Genomic DNA, 25,687 nt, shown 5'->3' on the forward strand with positions numbered 1-25,687 from the left:
TGCGCTTGCGGCGCCGAGGAATGACGATAGCGCATTCCCCGGCGCCACGCAAAATCGCGTCCTCAGTCCTCCGCGAGGGTGATCTCCAGCCCACCGATCAGGCGCGAGGCGGTGTTGTAGAGGAACGCCATCAGCGTCGCCATCGCGGTCAGGATGACCACGTTGAGCACCGACAGCAGGATCGTCAGCCCCATCACCTTGGACAGCCCGAAGTAGTCCTGGATCCGGAACGCCGTGTTCTCACCCGGCGACCTCAGGATGGTCCCGACCGTCTGGTTGATCAGGTCGAAGACCCCCGAGGTCGACAGCACGACCCAGACCAGCAGCACCAGCACCAGCGCAGCCACGCCGAAGGCGACGGAGAAGACGAAGGACGTCTTCATCACCGACCACGGGTCGACGCTGCTCAGCCGCAGCCGGGCCTTGCGGGTACGGTGCGCCTGCGTACGGGCCGCAGCATCGGGCTGGGACGCCCGCCGCAGCGGCGTGGGCGACTGGGGCGACTCCGGTATCCCGGCAGGGCCGTAGAACTCCTCGGTCGACCGCACCGCGGTCGCGTCGACGTCGCTGTCAGGTCGGGCATCACTCACTGGAGGTCTCCTCCTCGGTCGTCGCGTCGTCCGCCGTCCCATCATCGGTCAGGTCGGTGTCAGCCACGGTCTCTTCAACCTCGACGTCATCCTCGGACCCGGACTCGGCCTCGTCACCCTCGGGGTTGAGGGCGATGATCGCGACCGCGTCGTCCTTGGCGACACCGACGAACTTCACGCCCATGGTGTCACGGGAGGTGACCGCAACCTCGGAGACGGCGCTCCGTGTCACCTGTCCGGAGTTCTTGATCGCGATGACCTCGTCGCCCTCCTGCACCATCAGGCCGCCCACCAGCCGGCCGCGGTCCGAGCTGAGCTTCATCGCCTTGATGCCCAGGCCGCCACGCCCCTGGAGCCGGTACTCGCTGACCCGGGAGCGCTTGCCGTAGCCCTCGTCGGTGACGGTGAAGACGAACCGGTCGTCCTCGGGGAAGTCGTGTCGGACCACCATCATCGACAGCAGCTCGTCACCCTCGCGGAACTTCATCCCGGTGACACCGGAGGTGGCCCGCCCCATCGGGCGCAGCTGCTCGTCGTCGGCACTGAAGCGGATCGCCTGCCCCTTGCGGGAGATCAGCAGGACGTCGTCCTCGGCCTTGGTCAGCTCGGCACCGATCAGCTCGTCGTCCTCGTCCCGGAAGCTGATCGCGATCAGGCCGGCCTGGCGCGGCGAGTCGTACGCCGACAACGCCGTCTTCTTGACCAGGCCCTTCCTGGTGGCGAGCAGCAGGTAGTCGGCCACCTCGTACGAGGGGATCGAGAGCACCTGGGCGATCTCCTCCCCCGGCAGGAAGCTGAGCAGGCCGGCCACGTGGCTGCCCTTGGCGTCCCGGTTGGCCTCGGGCAGCTGCCAGGCCTTTGCCCGGTAGACCCGGCCCATGTTGGTGAAGAACAGGATCCACTGGTGGCTGGTGGTCGCGAACATGTGCGCGACCTCGTCGTCGGCGCGCAGGGTGGCGCCTCGTACGCCCTTGCCGCCACGCTTCTGCACCCGGTACTGGTCCGAACGGGTCCGCTTGGCGTACCCGCCGTGGGTGATGGTGATGATGACGTCCTCGTCGGGGATGAAGTCCTCGTCGGAGAGGTCACCATCGGCCGCCACGATCGTCGTACGCCGCTCGTCGCCGTACTTGTCGACGATCTCCTGCAGCTCCGCGGAGACGATGTCACGCTGGCGCTGCGGGGTGGCCAGGATGTCCTTGAAGTCCGCGATCCGGGCCTCGAGCTCCTCCAGCGCCGTGATGATCTTCTGGCGCTCCAGGGCGGCCAGGCGCCGCAGCTGCATGTCGAGGATGGCGGTGGCCTGCGCGTCGTCGATCTCGAGCAGGTCCTTCAGGCCCTCGCGGGCCGCCTCGGTGGTGGGGGAGCGGCGGATCAGGGCGATGACCTCGTCCAGCGCGTCGAGCGCCTTGACCAGGGCGCGGTAGATGTGCGCCTGCTCCTCGGCCTTGCGCAGCCGGTACTCGGTCCGCCGGCGGATCACCTCGAGCTGGTGCTCGACCCAGTAGGAGATGAACTGGTCCAGCCGCAGCGTACGCGGCACGTCGTCGACCAGCGCCACCATGTTGCAGCCGAAGGTGTCCTGCAGCTGGGTGTGCTTGTACAGGTTGTTCATCACCACGCGCGGCTGGGCGTCGCGCTTGAGCACGATGACCAGGCGCTGGCCGGTACGGGCCGAGGTGTCGTCGCGGATGTCGGCGATGCCGTTGAGCCGGCCGTTGTGGACCAGTTCGGCGATCTTCAGCGCCAGGTTGTCCGGGTTGCACATGTAGGGGAGCTCGGTGACGACGAGCTGGGCACGGCCCTTCTCGTCCTCCTCGATGTCGATCACCGCACGCATGGTGACCGAGCCGCGGCCCGTACGGTAGGCGTCCTCGATCCCCTTGCGGCCGACGATCAGCGCGCCGAGCGGGAAGTCCGGGCCCTTGATCCGCTCCATCGCGGCCTCGAGCAGCTCCTCCTCGGAGGCGTCCGGGTGCGCGAGGGCCCACTGCGCGGCGTCGTTGACCTCGCGCATGTTGTGGGTGGGGATGTTGGTGGCCATGCCGACGGCGATACCGGTCGAGCCGTTCACCAGCAGGTTCGGGAACCGGGCCGGCAGCACGGTCGGCTCCATGTCGCGGCCGTCGTAGTTCGGCTGGAAGTCGACGGTTCCCTCGTCGATGTCGCGGACCATCTCCATCGACAGCGGCGCCATCTTGCACTCGGTGTACCGCATGGCGGCGGCCGGGTCGTTGCCGGGGGAGCCGAAGTTGCCCTGGCCGTTGACCAGGACGGCCCGCATCACCCACGGCTGCGCCAGGCGGACCAGGGTGTCGTAGATCGCCGAGTCGCCGTGGGGGTGGTAGGTACCCATCACCTCACCGACGACGCGGGCGCACTTGTACCAGCCGCGGTCGGGCCGGTAGCCGCCGTCGAACATGGCGTACAGCACGCGCCGGTGCACCGGCTTCAGGCCGTCACGGACGTCCGGCAGGGCGCGCCCGACGATGACCGACATCGCGTAGTCCAGGTAGGACTTCTGGATCTCGGCCTCCAGGTCGACCTGCACCACGCTGTCGGTGCGTACGTCGACCGCCAGGCCCTGCTCGGCGGCGGCTGCCTGCTCGTCCGGTGCGGCCTGGCCGTCGGCCTGCTCGGCGGCGCTGGCCTGCTCCTCGGGCTCCTGGCCCTGGGCGTCCTCGTTCTGCGGGGGGATCTCGCTCATTGTTCAGTTCTTCCGATCAGATATCGAGGTAACGGACGTCCTTGGCGTTGCGCTGGATGAACGCCCGCCGCTCCGCCACGTCCTCGCCCATCAGGATGGTGAACATGGCATCGGCGGCCGCCGCGTCGTCCAGCGTGACCTGCAGCAGCACCCGGCTGTCCGGGTCCATGGTGGTGGTCCAGAGGTCGCCCGGGTCCATCTCTCCCAGACCCTTGTAGCGCTGGATCGGGTTGACGTTCGGCAGCTTCTTGCCCGCGGCGCGGCCCGCCTCCAGCAACTGGTCGCGCTCCTCGTCGGTGTACGCCAGCTCGTGGGGGGAGTTGGTCCAGCGCAGCCGGAACAGCGGCGGCTGGGCCAGGTAGACGTGGCCGGCGGAGATCAGCGGCTTCATGAACCGGAAGAGGAGCGTCAGCAGCAGCGTACGGATGTGCGCGCCGTCGACGTCGGCGTCGGCCATCAGGACGATCTTGTAGTACCGCAGCCGGGCGACGTCGAACTCCTCGTGCACACCCGTGCCGAGGGCGTTGATGATGGCCTCGACCTCCTTGTTCTGGAGGATCTTGTCGATCCGGGCCTTCTCGACGTTCAGGATCTTGCCGCGGATCGGCAGGATGGCCTGGGTGCGCGGGTTGCGGCCACCCTTGGCCGAGCCACCGGCGGAGTCACCCTCCACGATGAAGACCTCGCACTCCTCCGGGTTGGTGGAGGAGCAGTCGGCCAGCTTGCCCGGCAGCGACCCGCCGCCGAGCAGGCTCTTGCGGTTGCGCGCCATGTCGCGGGCCTTGCGGGCCGCGATCCGGGCCGCGGCGGCGGCCTGCGACTTGCGGACGATGTCCTTGCCCTCGGACGGGTTCTGCTCGAACCAGTCACCGAGCTTCTCGTTCACCACGCGCTGGGTGAACGAGCGCGCCTCGGTGTTGCCGAGCTTGGTCTTGGTCTGGCCCTCGAACTGCGGCTCGCCGAGCTTGATCGAGATCACGGCGGTCAGGCCCTCGCGGATGTCGTCACCGGAGACGCGGTCCTCGCGCTTCTTGATCAGGCCCCACTGCTCGCCCCACTTGTTGACCGTGTTGGTCAGCGCGGAGCGGAAGCCCTCCTCGTGGGTGCCACCCTCCTGCGTGTTGATCGTGTTCGCGAAGGTGTGCACCGACTCCGTGTACGACTGGTTCCACTGCATGGCGACCTCGAGGCCCATGGCGTGGTCGGGGTCGTGCGCCTCCACGGCGACGACGCTGGAGTGCACCGGCTCCTTGTTGCCGGTCAGGAACTTCACGTAGTCGATCAGGCCGTCGTCGTAGCGGAAGGTGTTGGTGCGCGGACCCTTGGGGGCCTTCTTCGCCGCGTCCGGCACGGCCGCCTGCTCGATGTCGTCGACGTCCGCCGCGTCGTCGTGCGGGCGCAGGTCGGTGATCGAGATGGTCAGGCCCTTGTTCAGGAAGGCCATCTCCCGGAACCGGTTGACCAGGGTGTCGTACGAGTAGTCGGTGGTCTCGAAGATCTCGTCGGAGGCGTAGAAGGTGACGGTGGTGCCGGTGCGATCGGTCGGCTCCAGCTTCTCCAACTCCCCGTCCGGCACGCCCAAATGGAAGGTCTGGCGCCAGTGGTACCCGTCGCGGTACACCTCGACGATCAACTGCTCCGACAGGGCGTTCACCACCGAGACGCCGACGCCGTGCAGGCCGCCGGAGACCTTGTAGCCGCCGGTGCCGAACTTGCCGCCCGCGTGCAGGATGGTCAGCGCGACGGTGACCGCCGGGATGCCCTGCTGGGGGTGGATGTCGACCGGGATGCCACGGCCGTTGTCGACCACCCGGACGCCGTGCTCGGGCAGCAGTTCGATGCTGATCGTGTCGCAGTAGCCGGCCAGTGCCTCGTCGACGGAGTTGTCGACCACCTCGTACACCAGGTGGTGCAGGCCGCGCTCGCCGGTGGAGCCGATGTACATGCCGGGACGCTTGCGAACCGCTTCCAGTCCCTCCAGGACGCTGATGGAGCTGGCGTCGTAGTTGTTCGGAGCGACATGGGTGTTCTGCTCGGGTTCGGTCACCCGCCTATCCTACCGTACCGCCGGGGTGATCCACGTCACACATCCGATTTGAGGCCCCTGGGCGCCGTTTCAGGGCCCTGGGGAGGTAGGTGTCGTGGGTCACCCCATCGAGCGGCGCCCGAACCTCAGAATCAACCGTACGTGTCCCGGGGTCCGCGGCCGCGGACGCGTAGCCGGCCGTGCTTCCAGGTCGGGACGTCCGGCCCCTTGACCACCACCCGGGTCACCACGTCGTTGCCGAGCTGCTTGTTGATCCGGGCGATCACCGCGGGTGCGATGTTGCGCATCTGTACCGCCCAGGCGGTCGAGGAGGTCCGGACGGTGAGCACGCCGTCCTCGAACTCCTCCGCCCGGCAGTGCGCCGCGTTGGCCGGGCCGATCAGCTCGGGCCAGCGTCCCATCAGGGCGTGGATGTCGAGGTCGGTGCGCCAGCCGCGCTCCTCCACCAGCCGGTGCAGCACGTTGCCGATCAGCTGGGGGTCGCGGTCGTCGGGGCGGGCTCCGCTGGAGAGCGGGTCGACGTAGCGGCGGCGCTGCTTCTTGCGCCGCTGCTGGGCCGGGGGAGGGGTCCCCGCGTTCACCTGCCGCGCGATCCTGCGGGCCAGGTCGAGGCCGTCGGGGTCGAGCTGCTCGGCGTTCTCGTCCCGACCGGCGTTCTCCTCGCGCTCGGCATCCTCAGTCGTCATCCTCGGTCACCTCCCCTGCTGCCACCCGGTAGCGCCGTCCCGCCAGCGCCGCCGGCAGGTCCTCGGCCACCGCGGCGGTGACCAGCACCTGGTCGGCGCCCAGGACGCCGCCGGCCAGTCGTTCCCGGCGGGTGGCGTCCAGTTCGGCGAAGACATCGTCAAGGATAAGCACCGGTTCGATGCCGTCGGCCCGCAACAGCTGGAAGCCGCCTAGCTTGAGGGCGAGGGCGTACGACCAGGACTCCCCGTGGCTGGCGTAGCCCTTGGCCGGCAGGTCCCCCAGGACGAGCTCGACGTCGTCGCGGTGCGGCCCGACCAGGGACACCCCGCGGGCCACCTCCTCGGCGTGGCGGCTGTCCATCTGCGCCAGCAGGGCCGCCGCCAGCTCGGCCCGGTCGCTACTGGTCGGCTCCAGGGAACTGCGGTAGCCGGCGGTGGCGACGTTGTTGGTGGGGGCGATGTCCGCGTACGCCCGGGAGGTGTGGGGCATTAGCGCGGCGAGCGTGTCCAGGCGGGCCGACAGCACCTCCGCGCCGAGTGCGGCCAGCTGCTCGTTCCAGATCTTCAGGGTGTCCTCGGCGTACGGGTCGGGGGTGCGCCCGCCCCGGCCGGACAACGTCTTCAGCAGGCTGTTGCGCTGCTGGAGCACCTTGTCGTAGTCCTGGCGAACGCCGGCCATCCGGGGCCAACGGGTGGCGACCAGGGAGTCGAGGAAGTGCCGGCGGGCCGACGGGTCGCCCTTGACGATGGCGAGGTCCTCCGGGGAGAACACCACCGTCCGCAGGATGCCCAGCAGCTCGCGGGGCCGCTGCAACGGCGACCGGTTCAGCCGGGCCCGGTTGGCCCGGCGGGCGACGATGTCGATCTCCAACACCAGGGCCCGCTCGTCACCGCGCCCGGCCCGTACCCGCGCCTTGATGGTGGCCTGGTCGGCGCCGTGGCGCACCAGGGGCAGGTCCGAGCTGACCCGGTGCGAGCCGAGCGTGGCCAGGTAGTCGATCGCCTCGACCAGGTTGGTCTTGCCTTGGCCGTTGGCACCGACGAAGGTGACCACCCCGGCGTCCAGCCCCAGGTCGACGTGCCGGTAGGACCGGAAGTCGGCGAGGGTGAGGTGGTCGACGTACACGGACCTCAGTCGTCCTCGGGCAGCACGGCATGGCCCCCGAACTGGTTGCGGAGGGCGGCGACCATCTTCATCGCGGGGGAGTCGTCCTGGCGGGAGGTGAACCGGGCGTAGAGGGAGGAGCTGATCGCCGGCGTCGGGACGCCCAGGTCGATCCCGGCCTGGACGGTCCAGCGCCCCTCGCCGGAGTCCTCGGCGTAGCCGCGGATCTCGGACAGGTCGGGGTCGGCGGTCAGCGCGTTGTCGATCAGGTCGAGCAGCCAGGACTTCACCACCGAGCCCTCGCGCCAGGAGCGGAAGACCTCGGGCACGTCGGTGACCAGGTCGGTGGCCTCGAGCAGCTCCCAGCCCTCGGCGTACGCCTGCATCATCGCGTACTCGATGCCATTGTGGACCATCTTGGAGAAGTGGCCGGCACCCACCGGGCCGGCATGCACGAAGCCGTACTCCCCGGCCGGCTTCAGCGCCTCGAAGTAGGGCATCAGGCCGGCGACGACCTCGTCCTCGCCCCCCACCATCAGCGCATAGCCGTCGGCCCGGCCCCAGACCCCTCCGGAGACGCCACAGTCGACGAAGCGTACGCCGTGCTCGGCTGCGGCGGCCGCCCGGCGCTGGTCGTCGGTGTACTTGGAGTTCCCGCCGTCGACCACGACGTCGCCCTCGGCGAGCAGCGGGAGCAGCTGCTCCAGCGTCCCGTCGATGAACTGGACCGGCAGCATCAGCCAGACCGTCCGCGGGGCCTCCAGGCGGCCGACGAGGTCCGCCAGGTCGGTCGCGTCACTGACGTCCGGGTTGACGTCGTAGCCGACGACGTCGATCCCCGCGGCGTGCCAGCGCTCACGCATGTTGCCACCCATACGTCCCAGGCCGATAAGTCCGAGTGACATGAGGTTCTCCGTTCAGTCAGGAAGTCGCATCAGCATGATGACGTGGCGGTAGTCCAGCAGGGGGTCCCCGTCTAGGCTGCCGATGCCGGTGAGCAGGCAGGGCTTGCCGGCCGCAGTGAACGAGAAGTTCACGTACGCCGCGTCGAGGGCGCCCAGCGCGTCCAGCAGGTACTGCGGGTTGAAGCCGGCCGCGGCCATCGGGTCGCCGTCGGACTCCATCACGGCCTCGATCTGCTCGGAGGCGTGCGCGTGGTCACCACTGGCGGCCTCGAGGGTGATCGAGTCCGTCCCCATCACCATCCGCAGCGGCGAGTTGCGCTCGGCGACCAGGGCGACGCGCTTGGCGGCATCGATCAGGTCGGAGGTGGAGCAGCGGACGGTGAGGGTGGACCTGACGTCCATCAGGTGGCGGACCTTGGGGAACTCCCCGTCCAGCAGCCGGGTGGTGATCCGGCGCTTGGTGCCGTTGGCCTCGCCGGCCAGGCCGATCAGGCCCTGCCCGTTGCCGGGCTGGGACAGGGCGATGCTCACCGACTCCCCGCCGGCCATCGACTTGGCAGCCTCGGACAGCACCTTGGCCGGCACCAGCGAGTTGCCGCTGAAGTCGGACCGGACCGGGGTCCAGGTGAGTTCCTTGAGGGCCATCCGGTAGCGGTCGGTGGCGAGCATCGACAGCGTCTCGCCGTCGATCTCGATCCGGACACCGGTGAAGATCGGCAGCAGCTCGTCCCGCCCTGCAGCGACGGCCACCTGGGAGACGGCCTCGGCGAGGTCGCCGCTGGCCACCTTGCCGGTCTCGGCCGGCATCGCCGGCAGGACCGGGTAGTCGTCGGTCGGCAGCAGCTGCAGCGTGAAGTGCGCGCTGCCGCAATCCAGTTCCATCGAGGAGTCGTCGGTGGCGACCGATACCCCGACGTGGGGGAGCGAGCGGGTGATCTCGGCGAGCAGTCGGCCGGAGATCAGGGCGGTGCCCTCGTCGTGCACGCGGGCCGGCACGTCCACGCGCGCGGAGGTCTCGTAGTCGAAACTCGACAACGTGAGCGATTCGCCCTCCGCGTGGATCATCAGTCCGGCCAGGACCGGGATCGACGGCCGGGTCGGCAGGCTGCGGGCGACCCAGGCGACGGACTCCGCAAACACGTCGCGGTCGACTTCGAACTTCACTGGCTGCCTCCTGGGCGATCGGCTCCCCTGGCCGGCGGTATCTTCTCCGGCGTCCTCGATCATATCGACTCCGGGACGTCCTCGGTCCCGCACGCCCGACCCTACTTTTACCTCTCTTCTATATGTATGGATACAGCAGTAGTCATAGGCCCTGTGCACAGTGTGGAGAAGCCGTATCCGTGGTTGTCACGGATGCAATTTCTGTCCACAGGCGCGGTGGACAACTCGAATGGTTCTGGGAGCGGCTTGTGGACGCGCAGAGCGTCCCGACGAAGTTGTCAACAAGTTGTCCTCAGGCCCGGGATGACCTGTGCACAATTGTCCACAACCGAATCCACAGCTGTTGACAATTGCTTCTACGTACGAAAACGGCTCCGCGTGGTCACGCGGAGCCGTCCCGGAAATCGTGCGGAGGAGTGGTGGTCGACCTCACCCCTGGGCCGCCTTCTGCCGGATCCGGTTGGTCAGCTCCGACACCTGGGTGTAGACCTCCCGGCGCTCCGAGAGCAGGTGCCGGATCTTGCGGTCCGCGTGCATGACGGTGGTGTGGTCCCGGCCGCCGAACTGCTGGCCGATCTTGGGCAGCGACAGGTCGGTAAGCTCCCGGCACAGGTACATCGCGATCTGGCGGGCCGTGACGATGTTCTGCGTACGCGAGGTGCTGCACAGCTCGTCCACGGTCAGGGAGAAGTACGTGGCCGTCTGGGCCATGATCAGGCCGGGGGTGATCTCGGTGTCCGCGCCGGCCGGGATCAGGTCCTGCAGCACGACCTGGGCCAACGGCAGGTCGACGGGCTGGGCGTTCAGCGAGGCGAACGCCGCCACCCGGATCAGGGCGCCCTCCAGTTCGCGGATGTTGGTCTGGATCCGCTCGGCGATGAACTGCAGCACCTCGGGGTCGACCGACAGGTGCTCCTGCTGGGCCTTCTTGTAGAGGATCGCTATGCGGGTCTCAAGGTCGGGGGCATGGACGTCGGCGATCAGGCCGGACTGGAACCGCGAGCGCAGCCGGGGCTCCAGCGCTTCCAGCAGCTTGGGCGGCCGGTCGGAGGTCATCACGATCTGCTTCTCGGCGTTCTGCAGCGTGTTGAAGGTGTGGAAGAACTCCTCCTGGGTCTGGATCTTCCCCTCCAGGAACTGGATGTCGTCGATCAGCAGCACGTCGACCTCGCGATAGCGGCGCCGGAACTCGACGGTCTTGTTCTCCGAGATCGCATTGATGAACTCGTTGGTGAGCTCCTCGGTCGACACGTAACGCACCCGTACGTCCGGGTAGAGGTGCAGCACGTAGTGGCCCAGGGCGTGCATCAGGTGGGTCTTGCCCAGCCCGGAACCGCCGTAGATGACCAACGGGTTGAACACCTTGCCGGGGGTCTCGGCGGCGGCGCGGGCGGCCGCGTTCGCCAGCCGGTTGGAGGGGCCAATGATGAAGTTGTCGAACGTGTACTGCGGATTGAGCCGCGTCGACTGGATCACGTCGCCGGTCAGGTTCCCGTCGCCGGCGCTGCGCCGATGGGGGCGGGGCACGAATGGGCCGGACGCGCGGTGGTCGTCCTCGTTCGACCACTCGTCGTCGAGCTCCTCGTCGCTGGAGGAGTCGTCCGACTCCAGCGGCAACTCGGCCGCCAGGTCCAGGATGACGTCCGGGTCCACGGTGACGGCCAGCCGCGTCATGTGGCGGAAGCAGTCCGAGAGCGACTCCTCGATCGTGGAGCGCAGCCGGTTCTCGAGCTGGTCGCGGGTGTAGTCGTTGGGGACCGCCACCATCACCGTGTTCTGCACGACCGTCAGCGGCTTGGTGTTGCGGAGCAGCCCGCGATGCCGTGCCGGGGTCTGCTTCACGATGTAGGCCCAGGCCTCGGGAAGCTGGTCGGAGGTGAACATCGGTACGTCTCGGGAAGTCTCTGGCACGCGTACCTCTCCTGTCCTCGACTCTGCTGCGTCAGCCGCGTCCACACATCTTTCCACAGGTGTGGAAAAGGTTGACCGGCCCTCCATGGCGGGCCATGAGGGACAGTCAGGGTGCAAGTGCTTGCGCTTGTTCGGGTGAGGCCGGGACGTCGACGTTACTCGGGTGCTCGCCTGTCGTGCAACACGAGGAGGGCCCTTGTCGGCCGGATCCGCATCCCGATCGACGGGGGCGTCGGCGGGGATGATCGCACCGGAGGACCGGCCTGTCAGCCGGACGCCGAATTGCGCTTCTGTGCGCCTCCGCGTACCGTGGACCGGTCACCACCGTGGTGTCCATCAGCGTGTCGACCCCTTGGCACGTGCCGTCGAGATCTTTGGGAGTTCTTCGTGACCAAGCGCACCTACCAGCCGAGCAACCGGCGCCGGGCCCGTGTCCACGGCTTCCGCACCAAGATGCGGACCCGTGCCGGGCGCGCCACCATCGCTCGCCGCCGCAGCAAGGGCCGCGCCAGCCTCACCGCCTGAGCGCTGCACCTACCCCGATGCTGCCCAACGCGGCGAGGATGCGCTCCTCCGATGAGCTGCGGCTCACGGTCCGACGCGGCGTCCGCGCCGCCAGGCCGAGTCTCGTCGTGCATGCACGCATCGCTGACAGCCCGCCTGCCCAGGTGGGCTTCGTCGTATCCAAGGCGGTGGGCAACGCGGTGACCCGCAACCGTACGAAGCGACGCCTGCGCCACCTGGCGGCCGAGAGGCTGGCCGGGTTGCCGGCGACCGCTCGTATCGTCGTGCGCGCCCTGCCGGCCGCGTCCGCCGAGCCCGAGCGGCTCGTCGATGACTTCGCGGCGGCATGGGACCGCGCGGTGGCGAAGGCACGTTGAGCACGCCATGAAGTACCTGTTGATCGCCCTGCTGAGGGTCTACCGGGCTGTGATCAGTCCGATCTACGGACCGGTGTGCCGTTACTACCCCTCCTGTTCGGCGTACGCCCTTGAGGCCGTGACCGTGCACGGAGCGATCCGAGGGAGCTGGTTGGCCGGACGGCGCCTCGCCAGCTGTCACCCATGGGCCGTCGGTGGGTACGATCCAGTACCGGGAACACCTGCTGCCGAGCAGTGGGCCGAGGAGCAGGCCGAGAAGGCCCGCTCGGCCGAGAACGGGCTCCACTACGAGCCCGGGGTGACGGCTGCGCCCGAAGATTTGTCCACCCGCTCGACGTCCTAGAGGTCATCACTGATGGAACTCCTCCAGCCGCTCCTGATTCCGCTCGCCGGCATCAACGATTTCTTCAGCACCGTGGCCCAGCCGTTGTACTGGGTGGTGTCCGGCATCATGGTCGGTTTCCACAAGCTGCTCTCTCCGGTTCTCGGCACCTCCTCGGGCTGGACCTGGGGTCTGTCGATCGTCCTGCTCACCCTGGTGGTGCGCGTGGCGATGATCCCGCTGTTCATGCGGCAGATCCAGTCCACGCGAGGGATGCAGGAGCTGCAGCCCAAGCTGAAGGAGCTGCAGAAGAAGTACGCGGACGACCGCGACCGTCTCGGCCAGGAGACGATGAAGCTGTACAAGGACGAGGGTGTCAACCCGATGGCGTCCTGTCTGCCGCTGTTGATCCAGATGCCGTTCTTCCTGTCCCTGTACCGGGTCATCGACGGGGCCTCGCGAGGCGTTGCCCGCGGGTCCTGGCTCTCCGGTCCCGAGCACCAGGCGCTGCTGGACTCCCTGACCCACGCGACCATCTTCGGTGTGCCGCTGTCGGGCAAGTTCTGGCCGATGGTCGACGGTTTCTCCGGCGTACAGGTCCTCACCGGCCTGATGACCCTGGTGATGGTGGTGGCCCAGTTCCTGACCCAGCGGCAGATGTTCACCCAGAACATGTCCCCGCAGGCCATGGAGGGCCCGATGGCCCAGCAGCAGAAGATGATGTTGTACCTCTTCCCTGCGATGTACATCTTCTTCGGCGCCACCATCCCGCTGGGCGTGCTGATCTACCTGCTCACCACCACCCTGTGGTCGATGGGCCAGCAGGAGTGGATCATCCGCAACAACCCGACCGCCGGCACCCCCGCCTACCTGGCCTGGGAGGAGCGGCTCGCAGCCAAGGGCATCAACCCCCGCAAGGTGCGTCCCGGTGACAAGCTGACCCGCGCCCGGATCGCCGAGCTCAAGGAGGAGGAGGCGGTCGAGGCCGCCGCCCGTGCCGAGGAGGCGGGGAAGCAGCCGAAGAAGCTGAAGGCCGCCCCGCCGACCGTCCAGCGGAACCAGCCGGCACAGAAGCCCCGGGCCCAGCGTGGCCCGAACCAGAAGAAGAAGTAGTCCGTCGACCGCTCCGGCGCCGGTCCATCCGGCCCCGGTCGACGCGTCCTGCCCCCAAGGATTCACTGTTCCATCGAGGAGTTCCCCATGAGCGATAACGACATCACCGCCGAGGTCGTGGAGCCGGCCGCTGACGAGGCCGGCACCGACGAGGTCCGGTCCGCGCCGGCCGAGGACGCTGCCCTGACCGAGCCGTCCGACGCCGCTGGCGACGACACCGACGCCGGCGACGACACCGAGGCTGACGAGGCCGGGGACGACGAGGCCAGCGAGGACGACGAGGGCCCGCTGGACCTTGAGGGCGAGGTGGCCGCGGACTACCTGGAGGAGCTGCTGGACATCGCCGACCTGGACGGCGACATCGACACCTATGTCGAGTCGGGCCGCGCCCACGTGTCGATCCTGACCGACAGCGACGTGCTGATCGGCCGCGACGGGGAGGTCCTCGAGGCGCTCCAGGAGCTGACCCGGTTGGCGGTACTCGTCGACACCGGCCACCGGAGCCGTTTGATGCTGGACATCGGCGGGCACCGTGAGCGCCGGCGCGTCATCCTGCAGGAGCTCGCCGCCGACGCGATCGAGGAGGTCAAGCAGACCGGCGAGCCGGTCCGCCTGAGCCCGATGAACCCCTTCGAGCGGAAGATCGTGCACGACGCCGTCGCCGCTGCCGGACTGTTCTCCGAGTCCGAGGGCGAGGAGCCGCAGCGCCGCGTCGTGGTGATGGCCGAGGACTGAGCATGACCGCACCGATGCCGCTCGGCGAAGCCCAGGTCGAGATCCCCGACCCGGACGTCGTCCGGGCGGTTTTCGGTTCCCAGGAGCCGGTGATCAGGGCGTACGCCGACATCCTCGCGACCCGTGGGATCGAATGGGGACTGCTCGGACCCCGCGAGACGCCGCGCCTGTGGGAACGACACCTCTTCAATTGCGCAGCCCTGCTGCCACTCCTTCCGCCATCGGCCGTCGTCTGTGACGTGGGTTCGGGTGCCGGGCTGCCCGGCCTGGTGCTGGCGATCGGGCGCCCGGACCTGCGCGTCACCCTGGTCGAGCCGCTCCAGCGACGCGTCGCCTTCCTCGAGCAGGCCATCGACGAGCTGGCCCTCGGTTCCCGGGTCGAGGTGCTCCACGGGCGGGCGGAGGACTTCCATGCCGGGGCCGGCTTCGACGTCGTCACCTCGCGGGCCGTCGGCGCGCTGTCCAAGCTGGTGGGTTGGTCGGCGCCGTTGATGGGTCGGAACGGTGAGGTGCTCGCACTCAAGGGCGCCTCCGCCGCCGACGAGATCGACAAGGCGACCAAGGAGTTGCGCAAGGCGGGACTGGTGGCCGACATTCTCCAGGTTCGCGCCGACCCTCGTACCGAGGCGACGTCGGTGGTACGGCTGCGCCGAGTCACCCGGAACTGAGACGTCCCGGGTCCTTCGGGCTCTCCGGTGGTGATACACCCGGTGGTGATACACCCGGTGGTGATGCACCCGGCGGTTCGAGGTCGGCTACTCGAGGTCGGCTACTCGAGATCGGGCACTCTCCTCCATGCGCTTCGGTGGCGGAGCCATCGGCGAGAAGTTCGTCAGGAACGATTTTGAGCGATGTTGGCTGGCCTTGAGTCGCGCCTCGGCCCGGCAGATATTCAGTGCTCTGACCTGCGGGATCGGGTTCTTCACCCTCATTCGCCCGGCCTTCCGGACCTTCGTGCCGGTGCGCCCTTCAAAGCCTCATGCCACAAGGAGGGCATCGTGGTCTCCTCGGCGATGTGGACACCTGGAGGGGTTAGTCACCTGGGCGAGGTGATCGGCCCATCTCCCGTCCGGCGGAATGTCTCACGTGAAACATTGCTCTGATCCGTGCGGACTTTCTCAACTGGCCGTGGATGATCATCGGTGTATCTTCTTTAGTATGTGAATAACGCTAGATACCTGAATATCGGCGTAGGGGAGTGCGGTGGAGAGTGACCTCCACCAACTACACCTCCCCGCCACCGTCACTGACTCCGTTTCACGTGAAACATCTGCGAACATCGCACCACGCGGATTCGGGATCGCGTGAGTGGCATTGCTCTGTACTAGGCTGAAGGCCGGTGTGCGGCGGTTCGCTGCCGCCGTCCCCTTCCCCCACTCGCAACTGTGAGAGGACGATTGTATGGCCCTGCTCAGGCGTCGCAAAAAGGTTCCGGATGGTCCGAAGAGGGCTCTGTACGACTCCGGTGAAACCCCGGAGCTTGTCGAGACTGACGACCTCGACGGAGTTTCACGTGAAACAGACAAGCCGCTTCCTCGGCCGCCCGCGCCGCGGATTATGGCCGTGGTCAACCAGAAGGGCGGTGTCGGCAAGACCACGACGGCCGTGAACCTGGCCGCCGGGCTCGGCTTCGGAGGTTTGAACGTCCTGCTGGTGGACCTCGACCCCCAGGGCAATGCCTCGACCGCCGTCGGGGGTGAGCACCGCAATGCCGAGCCTGGTACGTACGAGGTGCTCCTCGATGAGGATTCGATCGCCGACCACGTGCAGTTGTCCCCCGAGGCGCCCAACCTCCATGTCCTGGTTGCCACGATGGACCTGGCCGGGGCAGAGATCGAACTCGTCTCGGTTGTTTCACGTGAAACACGACTGAAGCGCGCGATCGATGAGTACGTCTCCACCCACGACATCGACTACGTCCTGATCGACTGTCCCCCGTCACTGGGGATCCTGACGGTCAACGCGTTTGTGGCCGCTCGAGAACTACTGATCCCCATCCAGTGCGAGTACTACGCGCTCGAGGGACTGTCCCAGCTGAAGCGTTCGATCAACCTGGTCCAGGCCAGCATCAACCCCGAGCTGGAACTCAGCACGGTGCTTCTCACCATGTACGACGCCCGCACCAGGTTGGCCGCGGACGTCGTCGAGCAGGTGCGGGAATTCTTCCCCCGCCAGACCATGGAGACCATCATTCCCCGGTCGGTCCGTGTGGCGGAGGCTCCCAGTTATGGACAGACGGTACTGACCTACCAGCCGGCCTCGGCCGGCGGCGAGGCCTACCTCAAGGCGGCAGAAGAACTGGCGCTACGCGCAGTGGAGGGTGACTAATGGCAGAACGACGGGCGGGACTGGGTCGCGGTCTGGGCGAGCTCTTCCAGCGGACCGATCTTGACGCGGCACCGCATCCAGTGGATCAGCATGTGATCGTGGACAAGCTGGGTCGGAACTCCCAGCGCGCCGCAGGTGCAGCTGATTCGTCCCGGTTCGGAACCGCTGTCCGGGACGCCGACAAGGTCGATGTTCCACGTGAAACAACGCCGCAAACTGGTGGTTCCCTGACGGCACCCGACGTCTCGACAGTGCCCGCGACGGCAAGAGAGACGGATAAGGCCACGGCGACGGAGATGGAGACTGCCACACCCACGCCGGCGAACAGCGCGGATGTTTCACGTGGAACAGCAGACGAGGTGGCGTCTGACGTGTCAGTGCAGCCGGAAGATTCGTCAGCCGACACGCCATTCCGTACGGGGGAAATCGCAGACGCGGATGTTCAGCAGGAGCTGCCTGGAGCATCCCCGCGCGAGCGTGCCGACCACGGAGCCGAACATCCGACCGTAGACCCGAGCAACGGGTTCTATGCGGAGATCCCGATCGACCTGATCCACCCGAACGCCAAGCAGCCGCGCAACGTGTTCGAGGAGGACTCCCTCGAGGAGCTCGTCGGCTCGATCCGTGAGGTCGGCCTGCTGCAGCCGATCGTGGTGCGTAGTGACGGTCAAGGGGCCTACGAGTTGGTCATGGGCGAGCGCCGGTGGCGCGCTTCCCGCCTGGCCGGGCTCGAGGCCGTGCCCTCGATTGTCCGCGCCACGGCCGACGACGATATGCTCCGGGACGCCCTCCTGGAGAACATCCACCGCGTCCAGCTGAATCCACTCGAGGAGGCGGCTGCCTACCAGCAACTGATGGGGGACTTCGGGTGCACCCAACTGGAGTTGGCACAGCGGATCAAGCGCTCCCGTTCCCAGATCGCCAACACCGTGCGTCTCCTGAATCTGCCACCAACGGTTCAGCGCCAGGTGGCTGGTGGGGTGCTGTCGGCCGGACACGCCCGTGCGCTCCTGGGTCTGCAGGACGTACGAGACCAGGAGCGACTCGCCAAGCGGATCGTGACCGAGGGACTGTCTGTCCGGGCAACGGAGGAGATCGTCGCCCTCGGGGGCCAGGACCGGCCCAAGCCGCGACGTCGCAATCCTCGGGGCGGTGATCCGCGCCTGCAGGAGCTGTCCTCGGAACTGGGGGACTACTTCGACACTCGGGTGGAGGTCACTCGGGGCCGGAACAAGGGGAAGATCGTTGTCGAGTTCGCCTCCGAGGACGACCTGGACAGGATCGTTTCACTGCTGCGACCCTGAAGGGTTCGCGGTCAGTGCCTTCCTTGCGCGGGTGAGGCCAGTCCCCGGCCCCATAGGTCGGCCCGCGACCGGTCGGCCCCAGACCGGTCGGCCCCGACGCGCCGCCCCGCGGCCACGCCCTCTCGGCCTGGTTCGATGCCCTTCGCCGACCTCACTGCTCCTATCCGGGATCGCTGCCGTTGCAGTGGCATCGAGGTCCGCCAAGGGCAGTGAGGGCGGCCAAGGGCAGTGAGGGCGGCCAAGGGCAGTGAGCGCCAACCAGGGCAGAGCCTGCGGGCCGGGGCAACCGCGAACCGGGCAGCGGCGAACCAACGCCAAGACCCGACCGTGGCCGGTGCCTGGCCAGCGTCAGTCCATCACGGAGAGAGTGGCGGTCGTTACCGCCCACGCTCGAGGCACACCACGGATCTGCTTCTATTCGTCTATCTAGTCCGATGTCTAGATAGACGAATAGAGGCCGATCACCGCACCTGCGCGGCGTCCTCCGTGCCGATCGGAGCAGACTCGGCCGCGAGGCGGCGACGTACGTCACGGGTCGCGTAGTGCTCCGCCACGAAGGACAGGAACGGGACGGTACCGGCGAGCGCGATCAGCAGCAGGTTCTTCCAGGGCCACTTCACGCGGCGACCCAGGTCGTAGGCCGTGATCAGCAGGACCATGTAGAGCCACCCGTGGGCAACGCCCAAGGTGGCATCGACCTTGCCGTTGCCCCAGATGTACTCCAGGGGCACGCCGACGCAGACGAGGACGACGAGAAGGCATCCGACGACCCACGCCATGATGCGGTAGCGCAGGAGTGCGCCGGAGATTGCCTTGTGCTGCTGGGGATCCATGTTCCTCTGTTCCTCCCGGGGTCAGGACATCCGATCGGGATCGGGTCCGATCTCATCTTGCGTGATGAGACCAAGTTCGGCGAGACGACGCCGGTCTGCGGCACGGCCGATGTGCCCGGCGAGGTAGATCGAGAAGCCCAGCGCCGCCGCCGCGAAGACCCACCACTGCAGCGCGTAGCCGAAGTTCTGCCCGCTCCCGCGGCCGGAGGGAAGGTGCGGGGTAGCCGGCTGCAGTCCCTGGGCCGTGGCCTGTTGCTGCGGCAGCGTGACGTAGCCGGCGATCATCGGGTCCTGCCAGCGCTGGACCAGGACCGGCAGGTACACCGAGCCGATCTGCCCGTCGGGCAGGTTCGCGTCGACCGAGCCGTCGGAGGCCAGCAGCACCCCGGACTGGGTCAGCGATCCGGCCGGGGGAGCGGGTGGCTGCGTACCGGTGGTCTCCCCGCGGACGACGGGGATGAGGGCGCCGTCGGCGGTCTTCAGCGGCGTCAGGACGCGGTACGTGCCGGGCTCCTGTGCGACCGGGATCAACAGCTGCTCCTGCGGCTGGTAGGTCCCCTCGAAGGTGACCGTACGTCCGTAGCCGTCGGTGATCTCGGCACCGGGGGAGGCGACCGAGGACAAGGGGACCGCGGGCTCGTTCATCCGGGCGATCGCGCTGTCCTGGCCCTGGTTCTCGAAGACCTGCATCTGCCACAGGCCGAGCATGATCATGATGCCGGCAAGGGTGGTTCCGATGATCACCAGGAGCAGTTGCTGTACTCGGGTCCTGATCATGGTCAGCGGAGGTACGCCTGTCGGACGAGGTCCTCGCACACCTCACCGAGCTCCAGCCCGGCCGCCTCGAGAGCCAGCGGGACGAGGGAGGTCTCGGTCATGCCGGGGGCGACGTTGGTCTCCAGGAAGACGGGGACGCCGTCGCGGATGATGATGTCCGTACGCGAGATGTCGCGCAGGCCGAGTCGATCATGGACGCGCAGGGCCATGTCGGCACAGGCCGCGGCCACCTCGTCCGGCACCTCGGCCGGGGTCAGGAATCGGGTGGTCCCCGCGCTGTAGCGCGAGCTGTAGTCGTAGTCGCCGGAGTCGGGGCGGATCTCCACGGCGGGCAGCGCGATCGGGCCGTTGCCGCGGTCGACCACGGTCACCGCGACCTCGGTGCCGATGATGAAGGACTCGACGACGGCGACGTCACCGTACGCGTACGCCCCGACCATGGCCGAGGGCAGCTGCTCGGCGTCGTCGACCCGGGTGCAGCCGAGTGCGGAGCCGGAGCGGGAGGGCTTGACCATCATCGGGAAGCCGATGCTCTCGCCCATCGCGTCCATCAGCGTCCGGGCGCCGAGTTCCCGGAAGACCTCGTCCGGCAGTGCCATCTGGATCGGGGTGGCCAGGCCCAGTCCGGCGATCACCGGAGTGGCGATCGACTTGTCGAAGGCGATCCTGCTGGCCGAGGCGGTCGAGCCGACGTACGGGACGCCGAGCAGGCCCAGCACCTCGCGGAGCGAGCCGTCCTCGCCGGTGGCACCGTGCACCAGCGGGAAGACGATCGGGTCGTCCAGTTGGCGCAGCAGGGCGACCAGGTCGGAGTTCACGTCGGACTCGACGACTGTGCAGCCGCGGTCCCGCAGGGCCTGGGAGACCCGACGGCCCGAGCGCAACGAGACGTCGCGCTCATGGGACAGGCCGCCGGCCAGGACGACGATCGTGCCGAGGTCGGAACCGGCAGGGGTGGTGGGGAGGGAATCGGTGGCGGTCATGGTGGTCCTCCTGCTGCTGCGCTGGGTCATTCCTGGTTCGGCTGCGGGGTGTTGAGCTCCGCGAGGCCGAAGTGTGGCCCGGCGTGACGTACGCCGAAGGTCCGGTTGAGCTGCGACTCCCGGTTCAGTACCTCGCCGAGGCGCCGTACGCCCTCCCTGATCCTCTCAGGTGTGGGGTAGCAGTAGGACAGCCGGATGTTCCGTGCCCCGAGCCCGTCGGCATAGAACGCCGTACCGGGGGTGTACGCGACCCGGTTGGTCACCGCTCGCGGGAGCATCGCCTGCGAGTCGATGCCCTCGGGCAGGGTGAGCCAGACGAAGAAGCCGCCCAGCGGGTGGGTCCAGGTGGTCCCGACGGGCATGTAGTCGGGCAGCGCGGCCAGCATCGCGTCCCTGCGTTCGCGGTACATGTCCCGGAACACGGTGATCTGCTGGCGCCAGTCGTGGACCCGCAGGTAGGTGGAGACCACGTACTGCGAGAAGGTCGGCGGGGAGAGGGTGGCGGCCTCCTGGGCAAGGACGAGCTTCTCGCGCACCGCGTGCGGGGCGAGTACCCAGCCGACCCGGATGCCGGGGGAGAACGTCTTGGAGAACGAGCCGAGGTAGATGACCTGCTCGTGCTCCATCGAGCGGATGGCGGGGAGCCGGCCACCCTCGAGGTCGAGCAGTCCGTACGGGTTGTCCTCGACGATCAGCAGCCCGGTCTCCTTGGCGACCTCGAGGATCGCCTTGCGGCGCTCGAGGGTCTGGGTGATGCCGGAGGGATTGCTGTAGTTCGGGATCGTGTAGAGGAACTTCACCCGCTTGCCCTGCGCGGCGAGGGTGACGACCGCCTCGCGCAGGCGCTCGGGCACGAGACCATGGTCGTCCATCTCGACGTGGACGACCTCCGCCTGGTAGGAGGAGAAGGTGCTCAGCGCACCCACGTAGCTCGGCGCCTCGGCGAGGATGACGTCGCCGGGGTCGCAGAAGATCTTGGTCAGCAGGTCCAGGCCCTGTTGGGACCCGACGGTGACGGTGACGTCGTCGGGGTGGGCGCGGATCCCCTCCTCGGCCATCACCTCGCAGATCTGCTCGCGGAGCATCTGCTCCCCCTGGCCGGAGCCGTACTGCAGCGCCCGGGGGCCGGCGGCGGACTGGATCATGTCCCTGACCGCGTCGCCGACGATGTCCAGCGGGAGGTCGGCGATGTTCGGCATGCCACCGGCGAGCGAGACCACCTCGGGACGGTTGGCCACGGCGAAGAGAGCTCGTACCGCTGATTCCTTCATACTGAACGCACGAGCGGCATAGCGGTCGTGGTACATGTCGAGGCGGGTGTCGTGGCGAGGAGGTTCGATCGAGCTCACCCGCACCAGTGTGCCACGCCGCACGCGCGCGGGGTCGCCGGAGCCAGAACCGGGGCGGCGCTCCGCGACTACCATGGGCCCATGGCCGGCGCGCAGCAGCTGAGGGTCGAGCCGTTGCAACCCGGCGGGGTGCCTCGGCTCCCGGAGGTGTGCGACCGCTGCCCGTTGCCGCACGACCGCCCGCCGGGCACCGACCAGCCGTGGGTCGCGGCCGCCGCCGAGGCGTACGGGTGCTGCGGGGTCCTGGCCCGGATCGGTGACACCCCGGTGGGGCACATCCTGGTCTCCCCTCCCCTGCACGCCCCGGTGCGGGGGCCGTACGCGGCGGCCGGGGTGAGTCCGGACGCCGCGGTGATCCTGCAGTTCTACGTCCATCCCGAGTACCGGGGTCGTCGGGTCGGTCGCCGGATGCTGGAGGAGTTGGCGGCCATGCTGGTGCGCCGGCACGTCGGGGGGATCGAGATCCGTGCCTCGCGGTCGGACCCGACCTGTCTGGCGCCCCCGGAGGAGTGGCTGCTGGAGCAGGGCTTCCGCGTGGTGCGCAAGGGAGTGTTCGGCTCCCGCCTGCGGATGGACCTGCGGACCACCCGGGCCTGGTGGCCGAGTCTGGCCGAGGTCGAGGACGGCGTCCGCCAGCTGCTGGGTCGTCCGGCGACGGGCCCTGAGCCTGCCCGGCGGGGGTCCGGCCCGTAGGCTGGCGCCCGTGAACGAGAGCGTCGAGGACATCCGGGACAAGGTCGCCGAGCAGGCGCGCAGCATCCTCCCCCAGGCCCCCAACGGGGCGGGCGCGCAGGTGGCGCCGCTGACCGAGCAGCAGTTGCGGGTGACCTACAAGGACGGCAGCTTTCGGATCCTCGACATCGGCGGGTTCCTGAAGGTGGGCAACCTCTCAGACAAGGCGATCCACGACTGGACGTACGCCATGCTGGTCAGCACCGGCCCGCTGCCCTCGCACGTGCCCGTCAACGACCTCGCCCCCAGCATCGTCGGCACCGACCTGCCCGGCTGGGTGCTGTCGCGCCCGGTCGGGGAAGGACTGCTGGAGGTGATCGTCCACGGAGAGGGGTACGTCTCCGAGGCGGACCTGTCGGCCTGGGAGGTCGACGCCGACCGGGTCTTCTCCGCGGTCCGCAGCCGGTTCGCGCTGACGCCGTTCGAGCCGATCCTGCACGAGGGAGGAGTCGTCGAGATCGCCTCGGAGGACTGGACGGCGAGCGCCTGGGCCTTCTACCCCAGTGTCCTCAAGGCGGCCCTCGGGATCTTCGACGCCCCGGCGGTCGTCTGGCTGCCCGACTCCGGCCACCTGGTCGTGGCGCCGGCCAGCAACCCGGCTGTGGTCGAGGCGGCCCGCACTCTCGTCGACGAGCTGTACCAGGGCTCCCCGCGACCGCTGTCGCGCGAGTCGTACGTGGCCCACAGCCGCCACCTCGAGCGGTTCTGACCGTCCGGGCGGCGGTCCAACCCTGCGAGTCGCAGGCTGTTGCGGCTCGGGACTACTGGGAGACGATCGTCTTGGCGACGGTGGTGCTCTGCTCCACCACCTGCTCCAGGGTCTGGCCGTCCAGCCCGACACCGACCACACCCACGTTGTCGGCACGGACCACGCACACGTCCTGCCCGGTCGGGTAGCGGCCACACAGGCCGTCACCGACCGTCCGGGCGGCGCTGATGTCCAGCTCGGTCACCAGCTCGGACAGCTGGTCCACCGGGCGTACGGCCATCACCAGCAGGGACTTGACGTTGCCCTGATAGTAGGTGCCGGTCACCGACTGGGCCTGGCCGGATCCCAGCGGCATCGTGGTCGGCTCGGGCTTCTGGTTCGGATCGATCCGGAAGTCGCCGGGCGTCTCCGGCAGGACGAGCGGGTTGGTGGCAGGATTGGCCGACCCGGACCGCGAACCGGCCTGGGAGGACAGCCAGCCGACCAGCAGGACCACACCGAGCACGACGACCACGACGGCGATCGTCACCATGATGGTCATCTGCTTGCTGGAGGTCGCGCGGGGAGTGCTCATCGTTTTCCTCTGCTCTGACGGCCTGCAGGATCGCGAGCCACCCGGGCAACTGTACTCAAGGATCGAAGATCCCCGGTCCGGCCGGTTCATCGGTGGAGCGACTACGCTGGGCGCGTGCAACAGGTGATGGCGGTCACGTTCGAGAAGCACGGCCAGCTCCACTACGTCGATCCGGCAGGGCACCACGTCAGCGTCGGCGACCACGTGCTGGTCCCTACGGAGGAGGGGCCCGAGGTCGCGCAGTGCGTCTGGGCCCCCGAGGGCGTCCAGCAGGCCGACTTCGGTGAGCTGCCCGCTTGCCTCGGACCGGCTTCGGATGCCGACCTGGCTCGGGACAAGGCCAACCGCAAGTTCCGCTCGCAGGCCAGGGTCGTGGTCAACCGGCTGGTCCGCGAGCACGAACTGCCGATGAAGGTGGTCGGCATCGACTACCTGGACCGTCACAAGGAGTTCCACCGCGAGGTCGTGGTCTACTTCACCGCGCCGCACCGGGTGGACTTCCGGCTGCTCGTACGGGACCTCGCCAAGGTGCTCCAGGCCAGGATCGACCTGCGCCAGATCGGGGCGCGGGACGCGACCCGGGTCACCGGTGGGATCGGCAACTGCGGCCGCGACCTGTGTTGCTCCACCCACCTGACCCGTTTCGAGCCCGTTGCCATGCGGCTGGCGAAGGACCAGGACCTGCCCTCCAACCCGCTGCGGGTCCAGGGTGCCTGCGGGCGGCTGATGTGTTGCCTGAAGTACGAGCACCCGCTCTACCAGGACTTCGTCAAGAAGGCACCCAAGATCGGCTCGCGGGTCAAGACACCGGAGGGCGAGGGCAAGGTGATCGGGCACTCGGTGCCCTCCGACTCGGTCGTCGTCCGCGTCGACGGCACCGGCGAGGTCACCCGGTGCCTGCAGGCCGACGTGTGCCCGGCACGGAAGGCCTTCGACACCCGACCTCGGAACTGAACCGGGACCCGGCACGCCGCATCCCAGCGATTGGAGCTGTGCGGGATCGATCGCTATAGTTGTCGCTTGTCCGCGAGGGTTGACCCCGCAGGCAGGCCACCTTAGCTCAGTAGGTAGAGCGACGCTCTCGTAAAGCGTAGGTCACCGGTTCGATTCCGGTAGGTGGCTCCATGTGGCAGTGCCGGTTCCTGGCCCGCGTCGGGAGCCCGGAGCACCCTCGGACAATTCTGACCGGTGCAGGATCGCGATCCCGAGCCTAGACTTGGATGTGCGCGGGGTGCGTCTACGTGGACCTTCCGGTGTTCATGGGTCGGTTGCCCCCAAGGGGGAGACATGTCCACCATCAGACGTCGGGTGGGAGCTGTCCTGACAGCGATCGTCCTCGGGTTATCAACGGCGCTACCGGGCACCGTGGCCGCACTGGCCGCACCGCCGCCCGACGCCTCCGCATCAACTCCGGCCACGGCCACTCCTGGAACGGATGTCACGGCCCCGCCGTCCCCGGAGACCTCGCCCACCACGAGCCCCAGTGCCGCTCCGACCGTCGCGGCGCGGGCGCCCGCGGCGGCACCCGCCACCGAGTCCACCGCACCCCAGCTCGCAGCCAGTACCACCGAGCCGTCGGCCACCGTCACGGCTGCTGCGCTGTCGGAGGGCGAGTTGGCGATTCAGGTGAAGGCGGCGGCGTCGGTTTCGGTGGTCGGTACGCCTGTGACGGCGATTTATTGTGGGCTGGTCGATGGTGGGTGTTACCAGCATTTCCAGTACGGGTCGATCTATTGGTCTCCGAGTACGGGGGCGCACTACACGACGGGTGGGATCCGTGCGAAGTGGTCGTGGATGGGTTGGGAGAAGGGTTTCCTGGGTTATCCGACTGTGGATGAGGGGTGTGGTCTGGCGCAGGGTGGGTGTTACCAGCATTTCCAGCACGGGTCGATCTATTGGTCTTCGAGTACGGGTGCTCGTTTCGTGACGGGT

General features: G+C 68.2%; 25 protein-coding genes and 1 tRNA gene. 13 read left to right on the top strand and 13 right to left on the bottom strand.

What is annotated here, in order from left to right:
• Positions 1–62 precede the first annotated feature (62 nt).
• From GA0111570_RS14970 to dnaA, 8 genes are all read right to left on the bottom strand, one after another.
• Entirely contained in the window at positions 63–590 is a 528-nt protein-coding gene (locus tag GA0111570_RS14970) for a DUF3566 domain-containing protein (protein WP_175557530.1), read from the bottom strand.
• Positions 583–3,297, bottom strand: a complete 2,715-nt coding sequence (gyrA, locus tag GA0111570_RS14975; protein ID WP_092613136.1) for a DNA gyrase subunit A — start codon at positions 3,295–3,297, stop codon at positions 583–585. Before gyrA ends, GA0111570_RS14970 begins: the two co-directional genes overlap by 8 nt.
• A 16-nt stretch (positions 3,298–3,313) precedes the next feature.
• Positions 3,314–5,344: a DNA topoisomerase (ATP-hydrolyzing) subunit B gene (gyrB, locus tag GA0111570_RS14980; RefSeq protein WP_092613139.1), complete on the bottom strand. Its 2,031-nt coding sequence runs from the start codon at positions 5,342–5,344 to the stop codon at positions 3,314–3,316.
• 131 nt (positions 5,345–5,475) lie between these two features.
• Positions 5,476–6,030, bottom strand: a complete 555-nt coding sequence (locus GA0111570_RS14985; RefSeq protein WP_092613142.1) for a DciA family protein — start codon at positions 6,028–6,030, stop codon at positions 5,476–5,478.
• Positions 6,020–7,156, bottom strand: coding sequence for a DNA replication/repair protein RecF (recF, locus tag GA0111570_RS14990; protein ID WP_092613145.1), 1,137 nt, complete (start codon positions 7,154–7,156; stop codon positions 6,020–6,022). The genes GA0111570_RS14985 and recF overlap by 11 nt, the downstream gene beginning before the upstream one ends.
• A gap of 5 nt (positions 7,157–7,161) precedes the next feature.
• A complete protein-coding gene (gene gnd / locus GA0111570_RS14995; protein WP_092613148.1) occupies positions 7,162–8,040 on the bottom strand; it encodes a phosphogluconate dehydrogenase (NAD(+)-dependent, decarboxylating) in 879 nt (292 codons plus the stop codon).
• Positions 8,041–8,052: 12 nt separating this feature from the next.
• Positions 8,053–9,204, bottom strand: coding sequence for a DNA polymerase III subunit beta (dnaN, locus tag GA0111570_RS15000; protein WP_092613151.1), 1,152 nt, complete (start codon positions 9,202–9,204; stop codon positions 8,053–8,055).
• 429 nt (positions 9,205–9,633) lie between these two features.
• Positions 9,634–11,088, bottom strand: a complete 1,455-nt coding sequence (dnaA, locus tag GA0111570_RS15005; protein WP_092613154.1) for a chromosomal replication initiator protein DnaA — start codon at positions 11,086–11,088, stop codon at positions 9,634–9,636.
• A 414-nt stretch (positions 11,089–11,502) separates the two neighbouring features.
• Between dnaA and rpmH the strand changes: the two genes are divergently transcribed.
• The 8 genes from rpmH to GA0111570_RS15045 all read left to right on the top strand — a co-directional run bounded on the left by rpmH (position 11,503) and on the right by GA0111570_RS15045 (position 17,798).
• Complete coding sequence (gene rpmH, locus GA0111570_RS15010) at positions 11,503–11,640, top strand: 50S ribosomal protein L34 (RefSeq protein ID WP_092613157.1); 138 nt, start codon at positions 11,503–11,505, stop codon at positions 11,638–11,640.
• 17 nt (positions 11,641–11,657) lie between these two features.
• Entirely contained in the window at positions 11,658–11,996 is a 339-nt protein-coding gene (rnpA, locus tag GA0111570_RS15015) for a ribonuclease P protein component (RefSeq protein ID WP_092613160.1), read from the top strand.
• A 7-nt stretch (positions 11,997–12,003) separates the two neighbouring features.
• A complete protein-coding gene (gene yidD / locus GA0111570_RS15020; RefSeq protein ID WP_217634206.1) occupies positions 12,004–12,339 on the top strand; it encodes a membrane protein insertion efficiency factor YidD in 336 nt (111 codons plus the stop codon).
• A gap of 12 nt (positions 12,340–12,351) precedes the next feature.
• Positions 12,352–13,431 carry a membrane protein insertase YidC gene (gene yidC, locus GA0111570_RS15025; protein ID WP_092613165.1) on the top strand — a complete coding sequence of 360 codons (1,080 nt, stop codon included), beginning with the start codon at positions 12,352–12,354 and terminating at the stop codon, positions 13,429–13,431.
• 87 nt (positions 13,432–13,518) lie between these two features.
• Entirely contained in the window at positions 13,519–14,166 is a 648-nt protein-coding gene (locus GA0111570_RS15030; RefSeq protein ID WP_092613168.1) for a Jag family protein, read from the top strand.
• 2 nt (positions 14,167–14,168) lie between these two features.
• Positions 14,169–14,834, top strand: coding sequence for a 16S rRNA (guanine(527)-N(7))-methyltransferase RsmG (gene rsmG / locus GA0111570_RS15035; RefSeq protein ID WP_245703237.1), 666 nt, complete (start codon positions 14,169–14,171; stop codon positions 14,832–14,834).
• An 889-nt stretch (positions 14,835–15,723) separates the two neighbouring features.
• Complete coding sequence (locus GA0111570_RS15040; protein ID WP_139283280.1) at positions 15,724–16,494, top strand: ParA family protein; 771 nt, start codon at positions 15,724–15,726, stop codon at positions 16,492–16,494.
• Between the two features lie 452 nt (positions 16,495–16,946).
• Positions 16,947–17,798, top strand: a complete 852-nt coding sequence (locus GA0111570_RS15045; protein ID WP_425438632.1) for a ParB/RepB/Spo0J family partition protein — start codon at positions 16,947–16,949, stop codon at positions 17,796–17,798.
• Between the two features lie 461 nt (positions 17,799–18,259).
• Here GA0111570_RS15045 and GA0111570_RS15050 read toward each other — a convergent pair whose 3' ends face one another.
• The 4 genes from GA0111570_RS15050 to GA0111570_RS15065 are packed head-to-tail and all read right to left on the bottom strand — an operon-like array spanning position 18,260 to position 21,740.
• Positions 18,260–18,631 (bottom strand): DUF3817 domain-containing protein, encoded by a 372-nt coding sequence (locus tag GA0111570_RS15050; RefSeq protein ID WP_092613177.1) that lies wholly within the window; start codon positions 18,629–18,631, stop codon positions 18,260–18,262.
• A gap of 21 nt (positions 18,632–18,652) precedes the next feature.
• The gene (locus GA0111570_RS15055) at positions 18,653–19,408 is read right to left on the bottom strand and encodes an SURF1 family protein (protein WP_092613180.1); all 756 of its coding nucleotides are present in this window, start codon (positions 19,406–19,408) and stop codon (positions 18,653–18,655) included.
• Between the two features lie 2 nt (positions 19,409–19,410).
• Complete coding sequence (locus GA0111570_RS15060; protein ID WP_092613183.1) at positions 19,411–20,391, bottom strand: D-alanine--D-alanine ligase family protein; 981 nt, start codon at positions 20,389–20,391, stop codon at positions 19,411–19,413.
• A gap of 26 nt (positions 20,392–20,417) precedes the next feature.
• Positions 20,418–21,740: an aminotransferase-like domain-containing protein gene (locus tag GA0111570_RS15065; protein ID WP_425438630.1), complete on the bottom strand. Its 1,323-nt coding sequence runs from the start codon at positions 21,738–21,740 to the stop codon at positions 20,418–20,420.
• Between the two features lie 81 nt (positions 21,741–21,821).
• Between GA0111570_RS15065 and GA0111570_RS15070 the strand changes: the two genes are divergently transcribed.
• Both GA0111570_RS15070 and GA0111570_RS15075 read left to right on the top strand, forming a co-directional pair.
• A complete protein-coding gene (locus GA0111570_RS15070) occupies positions 21,822–22,433 on the top strand; it encodes a GNAT family N-acetyltransferase (protein WP_092613189.1) in 612 nt (203 codons plus the stop codon).
• A 10-nt stretch (positions 22,434–22,443) separates the two neighbouring features.
• Positions 22,444–23,181, top strand: a complete 738-nt coding sequence (locus GA0111570_RS15075; RefSeq protein WP_092613192.1) for a hypothetical protein — start codon at positions 22,444–22,446, stop codon at positions 23,179–23,181.
• Positions 23,182–23,233: 52 nt separating this feature from the next.
• Here GA0111570_RS15075 and GA0111570_RS15080 read toward each other — a convergent pair whose 3' ends face one another.
• Complete coding sequence (locus tag GA0111570_RS15080) at positions 23,234–23,755, bottom strand: hypothetical protein (RefSeq protein WP_092613195.1); 522 nt, start codon at positions 23,753–23,755, stop codon at positions 23,234–23,236.
• A gap of 114 nt (positions 23,756–23,869) precedes the next feature.
• On the opposite strand from GA0111570_RS15080, the gene GA0111570_RS15085 reads away from it, so the two are divergent.
• From GA0111570_RS15085 to GA0111570_RS17890, 3 genes are all read left to right on the top strand, one after another.
• Positions 23,870–24,709 carry a PSP1 domain-containing protein gene (locus GA0111570_RS15085; RefSeq protein ID WP_092613198.1) on the top strand — a complete coding sequence of 280 codons (840 nt, stop codon included), beginning with the start codon at positions 23,870–23,872 and terminating at the stop codon, positions 24,707–24,709.
• Between the two features lie 95 nt (positions 24,710–24,804).
• Positions 24,805–24,880: transfer RNA gene (locus GA0111570_RS15090), tRNA-Thr, on the top strand.
• 162 nt (positions 24,881–25,042) lie between these two features.
• A partial coding sequence (locus tag GA0111570_RS17890) for an LGFP repeat-containing protein (protein WP_425438631.1) occupies positions 25,043–25,687 on the top strand: 645 nt, incomplete at its 3' end.

The sequence above is a fragment of the Raineyella antarctica genome, assembly GCF_900092135.1.
In the GTDB taxonomy this organism is placed as follows: domain Bacteria; phylum Actinomycetota; class Actinomycetes; order Propionibacteriales; family Propionibacteriaceae; genus Raineyella; species Raineyella antarctica.

Coding starts and splice junctions, on each gene's coding strand:
- gyrA (WP_092613136.1), bottom strand. CDS start 3,297: ATGAGCGAGATCCCCCCGCAGAACGAGGACGCCCAGGGCCAGGAGCCC.
- GA0111570_RS14985 (WP_092613142.1), bottom strand. CDS start 6,030: ATGACGACTGAGGATGCCGAGCGCGAGGAGAACGCCGGTCGGGACGAG.
- gnd (WP_092613148.1), bottom strand. CDS start 8,040: ATGTCACTCGGACTTATCGGCCTGGGACGTATGGGTGGCAACATGCGT.
- dnaA (WP_092613154.1), bottom strand. CDS start 11,088: ATGTTCACCTCCGACCAGCTTCCCGAGGCCTGGGCCTACATCGTGAAG.
- rnpA (WP_092613160.1), top strand. CDS start 11,658: ATGCTGCCCAACGCGGCGAGGATGCGCTCCTCCGATGAGCTGCGGCTC.
- yidD (WP_217634206.1), top strand. CDS start 12,004: ATGAAGTACCTGTTGATCGCCCTGCTGAGGGTCTACCGGGCTGTGATC.
- yidC (WP_092613165.1), top strand. CDS start 12,352: ATGGAACTCCTCCAGCCGCTCCTGATTCCGCTCGCCGGCATCAACGAT.
- GA0111570_RS15030 (WP_092613168.1), top strand. CDS start 13,519: ATGAGCGATAACGACATCACCGCCGAGGTCGTGGAGCCGGCCGCTGAC.
- rsmG (WP_245703237.1), top strand. CDS start 14,169: ATGACCGCACCGATGCCGCTCGGCGAAGCCCAGGTCGAGATCCCCGAC.
- GA0111570_RS15040 (WP_139283280.1), top strand. CDS start 15,724: ATGGCCGTGGTCAACCAGAAGGGCGGTGTCGGCAAGACCACGACGGCC.
- GA0111570_RS15050 (WP_092613177.1), bottom strand. CDS start 18,631: ATGGATCCCCAGCAGCACAAGGCAATCTCCGGCGCACTCCTGCGCTAC.
- GA0111570_RS15055 (WP_092613180.1), bottom strand. CDS start 19,408: ATGATCAGGACCCGAGTACAGCAACTGCTCCTGGTGATCATCGGAACC.
- GA0111570_RS15060 (WP_092613183.1), bottom strand. CDS start 20,391: ATGACCGCCACCGATTCCCTCCCCACCACCCCTGCCGGTTCCGACCTC.
- GA0111570_RS15070 (WP_092613189.1), top strand. CDS start 21,822: ATGGCCGGCGCGCAGCAGCTGAGGGTCGAGCCGTTGCAACCCGGCGGG.
- GA0111570_RS15080 (WP_092613195.1), bottom strand. CDS start 23,755: ATGAGCACTCCCCGCGCGACCTCCAGCAAGCAGATGACCATCATGGTG.